Annotated in this window: 12 protein-coding genes; 2 read left to right on the forward strand and 10 right to left on the reverse strand. The window is 68.7% G+C overall.

Translation table 11 applies throughout. The annotated features are described in order from the left end of the window. Positions 1-89: 89 nt before the first annotated feature. The 4 genes from MNR01_RS10970 to MNR01_RS10985 all read right to left on the reverse strand — a co-directional run bounded on the left by MNR01_RS10970 (position 90) and on the right by MNR01_RS10985 (position 4,555). The gene (locus MNR01_RS10970; RefSeq protein ID WP_241917845.1) at positions 90-1,118 is read right to left on the reverse strand and encodes a TIGR00266 family protein; all 1,029 of its coding nucleotides are present in this window, start codon (positions 1,116-1,118) and stop codon (positions 90-92) included. Between the two features lie 100 nt (positions 1,119-1,218). Further along, the gene (locus MNR01_RS10975) at positions 1,219-1,908 is read right to left on the reverse strand and encodes an aspartate/glutamate racemase family protein (RefSeq protein WP_241917846.1); all 690 of its coding nucleotides are present in this window, start codon (positions 1,906-1,908) and stop codon (positions 1,219-1,221) included. After that, positions 1,905-3,605, reverse strand: coding sequence for a M28 family metallopeptidase (locus tag MNR01_RS10980; RefSeq protein WP_241917847.1), 1,701 nt, complete (start codon positions 3,603-3,605; stop codon positions 1,905-1,907). Before MNR01_RS10980 ends, MNR01_RS10975 begins: the two co-directional genes overlap by 4 nt. A 185-nt stretch (positions 3,606-3,790) precedes the next feature. Beyond that, entirely contained in the window at positions 3,791-4,555 is a 765-nt protein-coding gene (locus MNR01_RS10985) for a rhomboid family intramembrane serine protease (protein WP_241917848.1), read from the reverse strand. Between the two features lie 91 nt (positions 4,556-4,646). Between MNR01_RS10985 and MNR01_RS10990 the strand changes: the two genes are divergently transcribed. Together MNR01_RS10990 and rmuC are read left to right on the forward strand one after the other, a co-directional pair. Then, positions 4,647-5,816: a class I SAM-dependent rRNA methyltransferase gene (locus MNR01_RS10990; RefSeq protein WP_241917849.1), complete on the forward strand. Its 1,170-nt coding sequence runs from the start codon at positions 4,647-4,649 to the stop codon at positions 5,814-5,816. A 159-nt stretch (positions 5,817-5,975) separates the two neighbouring features. Then, the gene (gene rmuC / locus MNR01_RS10995; RefSeq protein ID WP_241917850.1) at positions 5,976-7,334 is read left to right on the forward strand and encodes a DNA recombination protein RmuC; all 1,359 of its coding nucleotides are present in this window, start codon (positions 5,976-5,978) and stop codon (positions 7,332-7,334) included. A 140-nt stretch (positions 7,335-7,474) separates the two neighbouring features. On the opposite strand, the gene MNR01_RS11000 is transcribed toward rmuC, so the two are convergent. The 6 genes from MNR01_RS11000 to MNR01_RS11025 all read right to left on the reverse strand — a co-directional run bounded on the left by MNR01_RS11000 (position 7,475) and on the right by MNR01_RS11025 (position 11,829). Next, entirely contained in the window at positions 7,475-8,620 is a 1,146-nt protein-coding gene (locus tag MNR01_RS11000; RefSeq protein ID WP_241917851.1) for a VacJ family lipoprotein, read from the reverse strand. Positions 8,621-8,699: 79 nt separating this feature from the next. Further along, on the reverse strand, positions 8,700-8,981 hold the full coding sequence (locus MNR01_RS11005; RefSeq protein WP_241917852.1) for an STAS domain-containing protein: 282 nt from the start codon (positions 8,979-8,981) through the stop codon (positions 8,700-8,702). A 2-nt stretch (positions 8,982-8,983) separates the two neighbouring features. Continuing rightward, complete coding sequence (locus MNR01_RS11010; protein ID WP_241917853.1) at positions 8,984-9,664, reverse strand: ABC transporter substrate-binding protein; 681 nt, start codon at positions 9,662-9,664, stop codon at positions 8,984-8,986. Then, positions 9,661-10,224, reverse strand: a complete 564-nt coding sequence (gene mlaD, locus MNR01_RS11015; RefSeq protein ID WP_241917854.1) for an outer membrane lipid asymmetry maintenance protein MlaD — start codon at positions 10,222-10,224, stop codon at positions 9,661-9,663. Before mlaD ends, MNR01_RS11010 begins: the two co-directional genes overlap by 4 nt. A gap of 38 nt (positions 10,225-10,262) precedes the next feature. After that, the gene (locus MNR01_RS11020) at positions 10,263-11,012 is read right to left on the reverse strand and encodes an MlaE family lipid ABC transporter permease subunit (protein WP_200607968.1); all 750 of its coding nucleotides are present in this window, start codon (positions 11,010-11,012) and stop codon (positions 10,263-10,265) included. Positions 11,013-11,040: 28 nt separating this feature from the next. Then, positions 11,041-11,829 (reverse strand): ATP-binding cassette domain-containing protein, encoded by a 789-nt coding sequence (locus tag MNR01_RS11025; protein ID WP_241917855.1) that lies wholly within the window; start codon positions 11,827-11,829, stop codon positions 11,041-11,043. Between the last annotated feature and the right edge of the window lie 28 nt (positions 11,830-11,857).

Here is an 11,857-nt window from a genome sequence, read left to right on the forward strand (position 1 = left end):
CCGGGTGCGGCGTTGCCTTACCCGGGCTACCCGGCGCGGTCTGGTTCGTAGCCCGGGTAAGGCAACGCCGCACCCGGGATCCGTCACCGTCAGAAACCGTTGTCGCCGTCCAGGATGCGTCCCAACCCACCCAGCACCGAGCCCTCGCCACGATTCTGCCCGCCACCCTGCGGCGCCGCGGCCAGCATCCGTCCGGCCATGCGCGAGAACGGCAGCGACTGCAGCCAGACCTTGCCCGGGCCGGTCAGCGTGGCCAGGAACACCCCTTCGCCGCCGAACAGCATGCTCTTGATGCCGCCGACCGCGCGCACGTCCATCTGCACGCTGTCGTGGAAGGCCATCACGCAGCCGGTGTCGACATCCAGCCGCTCGCCGGCGCGCAGTTCGCGCTCGACCACGGTGCCGCCGGCATGGACGAACACCCAGCCGTCGCCCTCGAGCTTCTGCATGATGAAACCCTCGCCGCCGAACAGGCCGGTGAGGATCTTGCGCTGGAAGTGGATGCCGACGGTGACGCCGCGCGCGCCGGCCAGGAAGCTGTCCTTCTGGCAGATCAGGCGGCCACCGTGCTCGTCGAGCTTCATCGCCAGCACGGTGCCCGGGTACGGCGCGGCGAACGCGACGCGCGCCTTGCCGTTGCCTGAGTGGGTGAACACCGTGGTGAACAGGCTCTCGCCGGTCAGTACGCGCTTGCCCGCCGACATCAGCTTGTCCATGAGGCCACCGCCCTGGCCGCCCTGGCCGGTGTGGCGGCCGTCGCCGAACACCGTGTCCATCTGGATCGAGGCGTCCTTGTACATCAGCGCACCGGCTTCGGCGATCGCGCTCTCGCCCGGGTCGAGCTCGACCTCGACGAACTGCATGTCGTTGCCGACGATGCGGAAGTCGATGTCGTCGCTGCGCCCACGCGACGGCGGCGGCGACGGCGGCACGTGCGCGGGCGTGGTGCCGACCGACTCGGCGAACTCCGGCACCGACTTCACCGCCTGCCAGCCGGCCATGCCCTCGCGCCAGCACAGATCGGCGGGATTGCGGCGCGCGTGCGCCTGGGCAGCGGCCGGATCAAGCGGGCCGATGCGCTGCGTGCTACCGGCGGAGACGAAGTACCACTGCGACATGACGGCATCCTGCGGGGGTTGAAAGCGGCGAGTTTAGCCGCGCCCGGTGACCGGGCATCGGCCGAAGGTCACCTTCTTCCCGCCCGCAGGGGCGCTGCGTTCAGTCCAGCGCTGCCAGCGCGGCATGGCGCGCATGCAGTGCCGCGGTGTCGAACAGCGGCACGCTGGCGTCGTCGTTGCCGACCAGCAGACCGATCTCGGTGCAGCCCAGGATCACGCCCTGGGCGCCGCGCGCGACGAGGTCGGCGATGATCCGGCGGTACTGCTGGCGTGACTCGTCGCGGACCTGGCCAAGGCACAGTTCGTCGTAGATCACGCGATGGACGATGCCGCGGTCGTCGGCTTCCGGTATCAGTACCTCCAGGCCATGGCCCACCAGGCGCTGGAGGTAGAAGTCCTGTTCCATCGTGAAGCGGGTGCCGAGCAGGCCCACGCGCTGCAGGCCCTGGGCGCGGATCTCGTCGGCGGTGGCGTCGGCAATGTGCAGCAACGGCAGGCCGCTGGCGGCTTCCACCGCGTCGGCGACCTTGTGCATGGTGTTGGTGCAGATCACCAGCAGCTCGGCGCCGCCGGCACGCAGTGCGCGTCCGGCGTCGGCCAGCACCTGGCCGGCGGTGTCCCAGTCGCCACTCATCTGCAGGCGTTCGATCTCCGCAAAGTCGACGCTGTACAGCAGCAGCCGCGCCGAATGCAGGCCACCCAGGCGCTCCTTCACGGTCTGGTTGATCAGCCGGTAGTACGGCACCGTCGATTCCCAGCTCATGCCGCCGATCAGGCCCAGCGTCTTCATTGCGCGTGCGCCTCCGCTCCGGCGGCGGCCTGCTTGCCGAAGCGCTCGCCGAAGAAATCGCCGGCATTCCAGGCCGGACGCTGCGGCGCGTCGGCGATCAGGGTGCCGATGCGGGCATTGAGCCGGGCCAGTCGCGCCGCGTCGGCGTACTGGATAGGTTGGTTGATGTCGTCACCGGGCTGGTGGTAGCGCTGGCGCAGGAATTCCTCCTGGATCTTCTGCGCGCCCTCGGCCTCGCCCGCACCCGCGCCGTCAACGCCCTTGTAGCCGCCGTCGAGGTACACCGCCGGCACGCCGGCGCGGATGAAGGCGTACTGGTCGCTGCGTACGAACACCACTTCTTCCGGCGACGGATCCGGCGACAGGTCGACGCCAACCTCCTTCGCCGCCTGCTGCACCAGTGCCTGCAGGCTGGAGTGCTCGATGCCGATCGGCACGACGTCGGCGGTCGGCGCAAGCAGCATCGGCATGTCCATGTTGACGTTGGCCACCAGCGACTCGCGCGGCACGGTCGGATTGCGCGCGAACCAATCCGCGCCGAGCAGGCCCTTCTCCTCGGCAGTCACGGCGACGAACAGCAGCGAGCGCTGCGTCGGTGCCGGTGCGTGGGCGAGGCGATTGGCGGCTTCCAGCATCACCGCGATGCCGAGCGCATTGTCGAGCGCGCCGTTGTAGATCGCGTCGCCGTTTACCGGCGCGCCGATGCCGACGTGGTCGAGGTGGGCGCTGAACACCACGTACTCGGACTTCTTCGCCTCGTCGGTGCCGTCGATGCGGGCGACGACGTTGCGCGAGTCCACCGGCGTGATCATCGTGCGTGCCGCCAGCTTGACCGTGCCCGGCAGTTCGAACGCGCGCAGCTTGCCGTCGCGCAGGTCCTTGAACAGGCCCTTGGCGCTGCGGCCATTGGCCGACAGCAACGCATCGGCGCTGGCGGCGCTGATGCTCGCGGCCACCTTCAGCTGCGGCCAGGTGTCGATGCCCTTGCCGTCGCTGCCGCGCAGGCGCATGCCCGGGCGGTTCCAGTTGCTGGCCGCGCGCGCCCACGGCCGCTTCTTCTCGTCCTCGTCGCTCTGCACCACGATCACGCCGACGGCGCCGCGGCGGACCAGTTCCTCGGCCTTGGTGCGACTGGAGGAATAGAAGGCGCGGCGATCGTTGTCGAAGCGGGCCGGCGCACCGTTGAACAGCACCGCGATCCTGCCCTTGACGTCGACCCCGGCGAAATCGTCGTGGTCGAGCTCAGGCGCATGCACGCCCTGCCCCACGAACACCGCCTGCGCCTCGACATGCGCGTCGGCCTCGTTGTAGTTGACGTTCGGCAGGAACTCCTCGCCGAACACCAGCGCCCGGCCCTGGCCGTCGCGATTGATCACCAGCTCGTTGCCTTCGGCCTGGATCACGCCGCGCAGCATCGGCACGCGCTGGAAATAGCTGCCGTCGTCGCCCGCCGGAGCCAGTCCCAGCGCGCGCATGCGCTGGGCGACATACAGCGACGCCACGTCATAGCCGCGCGTGCCGGCCTCGCGACCTTCGAGCAGGTCGTCGGCGAGGAAGCGCACATCGGCCTCGATGCGGCGCGCGTCGGCGCCGGCCGACGCGTCATAGGCCTCTTTCTTCTGGGCGACAGGCGCGGCGGTCTCGCGCTGGCAGGCAACAAGCAACAAGGCAAGGCTGAGCAACGCGGCAGTGCGCATGTCCGGATCCGGTTCCCGATGTCAGGCCGCGACGCTAGCACCGCCGGCCTGTCGGGCCAAATGCCGGCCGGGCTAGGCTCGGCCGCACCGGGGGAACGCCCTGACGTCAGCTGCTGCTTCCCTGCCCGCCAGCCACATAGCGCAGCCACCCGCGCGCGGCGAAGCCAGCTGGGGCGCTGAAGGGCTTACGGTTCCCTGCGCCGGGGAAAGCGCAGCACGGTGCCGGGCTGCTGGTCCGGACGGTTCCACAGCACCGGTACTTCGCGCGGGCTCGGCGGCTCCAGCTCGTCGTTTGCCGGCACCATCGAGTCTTCCTCGTCTTCCCAGCTGTAGCGCTTGCGCGGCGGCAACGGATCCGCCCGACGCAGCAGCCACGCCGCCAGCACGCCGGCCGCCGCACCGCCCAGGTGCGCCTGCCAGGACACGCCCGGCTCGCGCGGCAGGATGGTCAGCAGCATGCCGCCGTAGAACATGAAGGCGAGCATGGCCGCGGCGATGCTGGCGCGGTCGCGGCGCAGCAGGCCGAGGACGAACACCAGGAACATCAGGCCGTGGCTGAGGCCACTGGCGCCGAGATGATGCGAACCGGGATCGCCCAGCAGCCAGGCGCCGAGCCCGGAACCCACCCAGATCAGCGGCAGCGCCCGCAGCGTGGCCCGCGGGTACAGCCCGCCGGCGAGCGTACCGAGCATCAGCAGGGCAATCGAGTTGGCCGCCAGGTGCTCGAACGAGCCGTGCAGCAGCGGCGCGGCCAGCAGGCCCAGCAGCCCCTGCAGCGACCACGGCTGCACGGTCCAGGCGGCGACGTCGAAATGGCCCTGGGCGCTGAACACCGCCGCCAGCACCAGCACGAAGGCCAGGCTGAGGTTGAAGGCGCGCAGCCAGCGGCGCTTGTCGGCTTTGCGCTGGGCCGGGGTATCGGGGACGGCTTCGGGCGTGGGCAGGTGCATGTTGAGCAGATTGATCCGGCGGGCGGCGAAAACAAGCCGGTCTGTTCGGGTTTGATCATCCCGCCACGCCCCTACCCCGTAAAATGCACCGATGAACGCCCCCTACCCCGCTGTACACCTCAAGAACGCCTGGAAATCCACCCACCCCTGGATCTTCCAGCGCCTGGTCGAAAAGCCCGCGCAGAAACCCAAGCCCGGCACGATCGTCGATGTCCATGGGGTCGAGGGCGACTGGATCGGCCGCGGCTTCTACAACGGCCACTCGCGCATTGCCGTGCGCATCCTGGAAACCAACCCCGACGTCGAGGTCGACGCCGCCTGGTTCGCGCGCAAGATCGCCGCGGCCGTCTCGCTGCGTCGCGACGTGCTCAAGCTGGACGCCGTCAGTGACGCCTGGCGCGTGTGCCACAGCGAAGGCGACGGCCTGTCGGGCCTGGTCGTGGACCGCTACGGCGACCTGCTGGTGGTGGAGTTCTTCAGCGCCGGCATGTTCCGCCACCGCGAATGGATCTACGAAGCGCTCAAGGCGCAGTTCCCGGGCTGCCGCTTCTACAGCTTCGCCGACGAGCACGTGCAGAAGCAGGAAAGCTTCGACTTCCGCGGCAGCGAACCGGTCCAGCCGGCGGTGATCAGCGAGTACGGCATCAAGTTCCGCGCCGATCCGGCCGGTGCCCACAAGACCGGCTTCTTCGCCGACCAGCGCGAGAACCGCGAGTGGCTGTCGCAGCAGGTCGAAGGCAAGCGCGTGCTCGACCTGTGCTGCAACACCGGCGGTTTCGCTGTGTACGCGGCGGCGCGCGGGGCCGAGGAAGTGATCGGCGTGGACATCGACGCCGACGTGATCGAAATTGCCAAGGCCAACGGCAAGCTCAACAACGTCCGCCCGCGCTTCATCCAGGCCGACATCTTTCCGTGGTTGCGCGACGCCGGCATCCGCGGCGACCAGTACGACGTGGTCATCCTCGACCCGGCCAAGATGACCCGCGACCGCGAGCAGATCATTCCGGCGCTGAAGAAGTACCTCGACATGAACAAGCTCGCCATGGGCGTGGTCAAGCCGGGCGGGTTGTTCGCGACGTTCTCGTGCACCGGCCTGGTCAGCGAGGAGCAGTTCCTCGACATGCTGCGTCGTGCGGCGTTCTATGCCGGACGCACCGTGCAGGTGCTGAAGGTGGCCGGCGCCGGCGCCGATCATCCGTGGCTGGCGCAGGTGCAGGAGTCGCGTTACCTCAAGGCCGTGTTCTGCCGCGTGGTTGATTGACCGATGGCACGACCCGGGTGCGCTGCGCTTACCCGGGCTACGTAACCCAAGGCCTCATCCGGGCGCGCCGCTTCGGGCGTAGCCCGGGTAAGGCCAACGGCCGCACCCGGGGAAGCACCGGTTCTCAGGCATTGAGACCGGACCGGCTAGACTGACGCCATGCCCGATCCGTCCCTGCTGCTGCTCGTCCTGCTCGTCGCGGTGATCACCGCGATCGTCCTCCTCGTCGTCCTGCTGCTGCGCAAGCCCGAAGGCCATCTCGACCGCCTCGAGCACGCCCTGCGCGAAGAACAGCGCGACGGACGCGGCGAGCTGCGGCAGCAGCTCGACAGTCTGTCGATGCAGCAGGAACAGCGGATCGAAGGCTTCGCCACCCGCCTCAACGACGCCGCCGCGCGCACCGACCAGCGCCTGGAAGACCTGCGCGAAGCACTGACCGAGGACGCCCGCAAGGCACGCAGCGAGACTGCGCTGGCCTTGAAGGATTTCGCCACCGCGCTGGACGCCCGCGTCGGCGAACTGACCCGCAACAACGAAGCGCGCATGGTCGAGATGCGCGCGACGCTTGAAGCCAAGCTGCGCGAGTTGCAGGCCGACAACTCCGCCAAGCTCGAACAGATGCGCGCCACCGTCGACGAGAAGCTGCACGCGACGCTGGAAACCCGCCTTACCGAGAGCTTCGGCAACGTCACCCAGATGCTGGCGCAGGTGCACCAGGGCCTGGGCGACATGAACAAGCTCGCCGCCGACGTCGGCGGCCTGCAGCGCGTGCTGACCAACGTGAAGTCGCGCGGTGTGTTCGGCGAAGTGCAGCTGGCCGGCCTGCTCGAGCAGGTGTTCGCGCCGGACCAGTACGCTTCCAATGTCGCCACCGTCCCCGACAGCACCGAGCGCGTCGAATTCGCCGTGCGCTTTCCCGGTTCGACCGGCGACGCTCCGGTGTGGCTGCCGATCGACGCCAAGTTCCCGCGCGAGGACTACGAGCGCCTGCTCGACGCCCAGGAACGCGGCGAACCGGAACTGGCGCGCGCTGCCGGCGACGCACTGGAGCGACGCGTCCGCCACGAGGCCGCGCGCATCCGCGAAAAGTACGTCGCGGTGCCGCACACCACCGAGTTCGCGATCCTGTTCCTGCCGACCGAAGGCCTGTACGCCGAAGTGCTGCGCCGCCCGGGCCTGGTCGATGCCCTCCAGCGCGACGTCCGCATCGCGGTAGCCGGCCCCACCACCCTGCTGGCGCTGATGACCAGCTTCCAGATGGGCTTCCGCACGCTCGCCATCGAGAAGCGCTCCAGCGAGGTCTGGCAGACGCTGGGCGCGGTGAAGACCGAGTTCGCGAAGTTCGGCACCGTCCTCGACGGCGTCAAGAAGAAGCTCGACGAAGCCAGCAACAAGATCGAGGAAACCGGCCGCCGCACCCGCGTGCTGACGCGCAAGCTGCGCGACGTCGAAGCCCTCCCGGCCGAGGAAAGCCTGCGCCTGCTCGGCGCCGACATCGAAGACCAGACCGACGATTGAAGCCGTTGGTGTCGCACTGCCCTGGCCCCCTTAGTTAGGGGGCGGTTCGCGCCTTGGCGCGAATGGGCCGGGGTATGGCCCTGCGCATAGGCGGATCGCTCGCTCCGCGAGCGTGTGGCGATTCCAGGCTTCGCCTGGAATCAGCCACCATCCGCCGGCATCACCGGCAACGCATCCACCGGCACCTGCGGATTGCTGTCGTCCTGCAGGTAGTCCGGCAGCGTGTCGGTCTCGTCGCCGTTGAGGCGGTCGCCCTGGATCTGGTAGTCGCGACGCTGGATCCAGGCGTCACGCACCAGCGTGTAGTCGTCCTCGGCGCCTTCGCGGAAGCTGTCGGTGGCCAGCAGCTGCGAGCGGATGTCGACCAGCTGCAGGCCCTGCAGCGGAATGCGCACCTTGTCGGCCTCGACCTGGCGCAGCGGGCTCAGCGGCGCGTCGCCGACCATGCCCAGCGAGTCGCGCAGCGTACGCGGCCCGAACAGCGGCAGCTCGACATAACGCGAGCGCTTCCAGCCCCACACACCAAGCGTCTGGCCGAAATCCTCGCCACGATTGGGCAGCTTGGCGTCGGAGGCCGGATCGAAGATGCCGCCGATACCCAGCGTGGTGTTGAGGATGAAACGTCCCAGCGACTGCCCTGCCTGCTTGGGCTTGCCCTGCAGCAGCGCATTGACCGCCGACACCGGCTGGCCAAGGTTGTTGAAGAAGTTGCTTATGCCAAGACGAAAGGGACGCGGCACGACCTTCACGTAACCGCGCGCCAGCGGACGCGCGACACCGCGGTCGATGGCGTTGTTGAAGCTGTGCATCTTCCGGTTGTACTTCTCCCACGGATCGTAGATCGCGGGCATCACCGCCGGCGTCGGCAGGTTCGGGTCTGCATAGCCATCGTCCGGCGTGCCGTACAGGGCGTCGTAGTCGCGCTCGGCGTCGGTGCGATCGTCGGTCTGCGGCGCCGGTGTCGGCTCGGGTTGCGGCTGCGTTTCCGGCTGAGCTTCCGGCGGCGTCGGCTCGACTGGCGTCGCAGGCTCGCTCGGTACCGGCGTCACCGGCTCAGGCGTCACCGGCTCGGTCGTAGCCGGCGGCTGCTCCGGCGTCGCCGGTTGGCCGTCAATCGACGCTTTCACGCACGCGCGCGCCTTGGCGGCGTCCTCGCCTGCTTCCTTCATGCAGCGATCGAACTCCTCGCGCTGCTGGCCCGACAACGGACGCGTGAGGATCTGCGCTTGGCCGAACAACGGCACGCAGGCGAGCACTAGAGCGATAAGAGGTGCGTGGGGGCGCATGGGTCGCAGTGTAGAGGCTCAGGGGAAGGCGCGGCCCGGCACCGGCGTGACCGTGGCCGGAACGCAGTGTTCGTACGGCTCAGCTGGCGAAGTTCAGTGCTTCGTCGAGGCGGTAGGCGGCGCGCAGTTCGGCCAGTCCCGGCGGATCGCCATTGACCTGGGCTATCGAACTGCGGGCACACAGCTCCGAGAGCAGCGCCAGTCCGGCGCTGTCGACCCGGCTGACCGCACCCAGGTCAATGCGACGCAGGCCCGGCCCGAGCGTGCGCAGCTGCGCCCACAGCGATGCAACCGCGGCGCGCTCGAGCGCGCCGCTGAAGGCGAGGGTGTCACCGTCCTGGCGGACCGTCGCGGTGGTCATGCTCAGTTGCTGCTTGCAGCCTGGGCCTGCAGCCTGCCCGCCTTGATGTCGGCGGCCACCTGCGGGATCGACTTCTGCTTGAGCGGGGCATCGAACTGGTTGCGGAACGTCTGCACGAAGCTGACGCCCTCGACCATCACGTCGAACACCTTCCACTGCGTGCCGACCTTGCGCATCAGGTAGTCGACCGGCACGGCTTCGTTGCCCTGGCGCAGGTACTCGCTCGAGACCTTGACGATGGCGCCGCCGCGGATCGGCGTTTCCGACTTCACCCGCACCTTGAGCTTGGTGTTGAGGTCGAGCAGGGACGAGCCGTAGCGCTGCATCAGGCTGTCGGCGAGGGCGTCGGCGAACACCTTCACGTCGGCGTCGGAAGCGCCGCGGCCATGCACGCCCAGCACCAGGCGGGCGGAGTAGTCGCGGTCGAAGATATTGTCGAATTCGCTGGCGATGAACTGGCGCAGCGCGGAGCGGTCCTTGCTGAACTCGGCACGACGGCTTTCCAGCGTCGCCAGGATGCGGGTGCTGTTGCTCAGCACCAGCGCGCTCGGCGAACCGGCCGGAGCGGTGCTGGCGGCGGCCGGAGCGGCGGCCGGCGCTGCCTGCGCCAGCACCGCGGCGGGCGCGGCCACGGCCAGGGCGGCGGTAATCATGAGGGAGAGAACGCGGTTGGACTGGTTCATTTTGTCTTGGTCTCGTCCGTGGGGGCGGCATCGCCCTTCAGGTAGTCGGGAACGTCGGCAGAGGGGTCTGCGGCTTGGCCGGCATTGTCGGAGGGCTTGGCGCCACCGCCGCTGAACATGTATTTGCCGACCAGCTGGATCAGATCCACCGCGGACTGGGTCAGGTAGATCTCGTCGCCCGGCTTGAGCGACTCGGGATCTCCGCCAGGAGCGAGATTGATGTAGCTCTCGCCCAGCAGGCCGCTGGTGAGGATGCTGGCGGCGGTGTCGGCCGGCAGCTTGTCGTAGCGCTTGTTCACCGCCATGGTCACAACGGTGTCGAACTTGACGGGATCTACTTCGATCTTGTCGACATGTCCGATCGCCACGCCACCGATCTTGATCGGTGCGTTGGGGCGAAGTGCGCCGATCGTCGAGAAACGTGCGGTCAACGGGTAGGTATCGCTGCCAAGGCCCCAGCGGCCGTTGGTCGAGGCCAGGGCCAGCACCAGCAGCGAGCCCAGGGCCAGCAACAGGAAGGCGCCGACGGCAAATTCGATACGGGGGGCGCGGATGCTCATCGGTGAATACTCATAAAGGCACCATGGAGTGCGTCGCCTTAGCGGAAGAGGAAGGCGGACATGACGAAATTGAACATCAGCACCAGCAGCGAGGCATTCACCACCGCGCGGGTGGTGGCGACCGAGGTGCCTTCGATGGTCGGTTCGGCGTGGAAGCCGACATAGGAAGCGACCAGCGCGGCGGTGCCGCCGAACACGGCCGACTTCACCAGCGCCATCAGGAAGTCGTCAACAAAATCGACGCTGTCCTTCAAAACCTGCCAAAACGTGCCGGCATCAAGCCCGATCACGTGCACCGACTCGAAGTAGCTGGCGCTGATCGCAAAGCTGCAGAAGAAGCCGGTCAGCAGCGGCACGCACAGCACCGCCGCCCAGAAGCGCGGCGCCACGGCCTTGCCGACCGGGTCGATCGCCATCAGCCCCAGGGCGGTGATCTGGTCGGTGGCCCGCATCAGGCCCAGTTCGGCGGCAATGGAGCTGCCGGCGCGACCAATGAAGAGCAGGGCGGTCAGCACCGGGCCCAGTTCTCGGTACATGCCCAGGCCGAGCAGGGCGCTGACCTGGGCGGTCGCGCCGTAGGTCTCGAGCGCGCGGTAGCCCAGCAATGTCACCGAAAGGCCGACGAACGCACCGCCAACGGCAATGATCGGCAGCGATCGTGCGCCGATCTTGTAGATCTCGCGAACCAGCTCGCGGAAGAAGTCCGGGGTCGGCTTCGAGGCCCGGAACACGGACAGCGAAAACAGGCCGGCGCGGCCAAGCGAACGGGTCGCGGCTACGAAAGGCATCAGGAGATCTCCCTCGACTGCGGGCGCATCATGCCGCCTCCGTCGCGCGCGGCGCGGCGTCGAACGCGATCGGACCGTCCGGCTCGCCCTTCAGGAACTGCTGCACGAGCGGGTCGTCGCTCGCCGCCAGCTGCGCCGGGGTGCCGGAGAAGACGATGCCGCCATTGGCGATGACGATGGCATGGTCGGCCACCGGCAGGGTTTCGTGGACGTGGTGGGTGACCACGATGCTGGTCAGCCCGAGCGTTTCGTTGAGGCGGCGCACCAGCGCCATCACCACGCCGCTGGCGATCGGGTCCAGGCCGGTCAGCGGCTCGTCGTAGATCATCAGCGGCGGGTCCAGCGCCAGCGCACGCGCCAGCGCGACGCGACGGGCCATGCCGCCGGACAGTTCGCGCGGGTAGGCATCGGCGGCGGCGCGCAGGCCGACCGCGTGCAGCTTCATCAGCACCAGCTGGCGGATCACCGGCTCGGGCAGGTTGGTGTGGGCGCGAATCGGCAGCGCGACGTTCTCGGCCGCGGTGAGGTCGGTCAGCAGGCCGTTGCCCTGCAGCAGCACGCCGATGCCCTTGCGCAACTCGAGCAGTGCACGCCGGCCCTGGGGCACGGCCTGACCGAAGACTTCGACGCTGCCTGCCGACGGCGCCAGCTCGCCGGTCAGTGCGGCCAGCAGCGTCGACTTGCCGCTGCCGGACGGACCGAGCACGGCGACAACGCTGCCGCGCGGCACGTCGAGGTTGATGTCGTGCAGCACCGTACGCCCGCCGCGATCGAGGCGGAGCTGGTTGAGGCGGACGATGGGGCCTTCGTGGTTCATGCGCGCAGGGTGCTATCCGGAACTGCCG

The sequence above is a fragment of the Lysobacter sp. S4-A87 genome (assembly GCF_022637455.1).
Taxonomy (GTDB): Bacteria; Pseudomonadota; Gammaproteobacteria; order Xanthomonadales; family Xanthomonadaceae; genus Lysobacter_J.

Excerpts from the sequence above, each read along its gene's own strand:
- MNR01_RS10970 (WP_241917845.1), bottom strand. The coding sequence starts at position 1,118 with ATGTCGCAGTGGTACTTCGTCTCCGCCGGTAGCACGCAGCGCATCGGC.
- MNR01_RS10975 (WP_241917846.1), bottom strand. The coding sequence starts at position 1,908 with ATGAAGACGCTGGGCCTGATCGGCGGCATGAGCTGGGAATCGACGGTG.
- MNR01_RS10980 (WP_241917847.1), bottom strand. The coding sequence starts at position 3,605 with ATGCGCACTGCCGCGTTGCTCAGCCTTGCCTTGTTGCTTGTTGCCTGC.
- MNR01_RS10985 (WP_241917848.1), bottom strand. The coding sequence starts at position 4,555 with ATGCACCTGCCCACGCCCGAAGCCGTCCCCGATACCCCGGCCCAGCGC.
- MNR01_RS10990 (WP_241917849.1), top strand. The coding sequence starts at position 4,647 with ATGAACGCCCCCTACCCCGCTGTACACCTCAAGAACGCCTGGAAATCC.
- rmuC (WP_241917850.1), top strand. The coding sequence starts at position 5,976 with ATGCCCGATCCGTCCCTGCTGCTGCTCGTCCTGCTCGTCGCGGTGATC.
- MNR01_RS11000 (WP_241917851.1), bottom strand. The coding sequence starts at position 8,620 with ATGCGCCCCCACGCACCTCTTATCGCTCTAGTGCTCGCCTGCGTGCCG.
- MNR01_RS11005 (WP_241917852.1), bottom strand. The coding sequence starts at position 8,981 with ATGACCACCGCGACGGTCCGCCAGGACGGTGACACCCTCGCCTTCAGC.
- MNR01_RS11010 (WP_241917853.1), bottom strand. The coding sequence starts at position 9,664 with ATGAACCAGTCCAACCGCGTTCTCTCCCTCATGATTACCGCCGCCCTG.
- mlaD (WP_241917854.1), bottom strand. The coding sequence starts at position 10,224 with ATGAGCATCCGCGCCCCCCGTATCGAATTTGCCGTCGGCGCCTTCCTG.
- MNR01_RS11020 (WP_200607968.1), bottom strand. The coding sequence starts at position 11,012 with ATGCCTTTCGTAGCCGCGACCCGTTCGCTTGGCCGCGCCGGCCTGTTT.
- MNR01_RS11025 (WP_241917855.1), bottom strand. The coding sequence starts at position 11,829 with ATGAACCACGAAGGCCCCATCGTCCGCCTCAACCAGCTCCGCCTCGAT.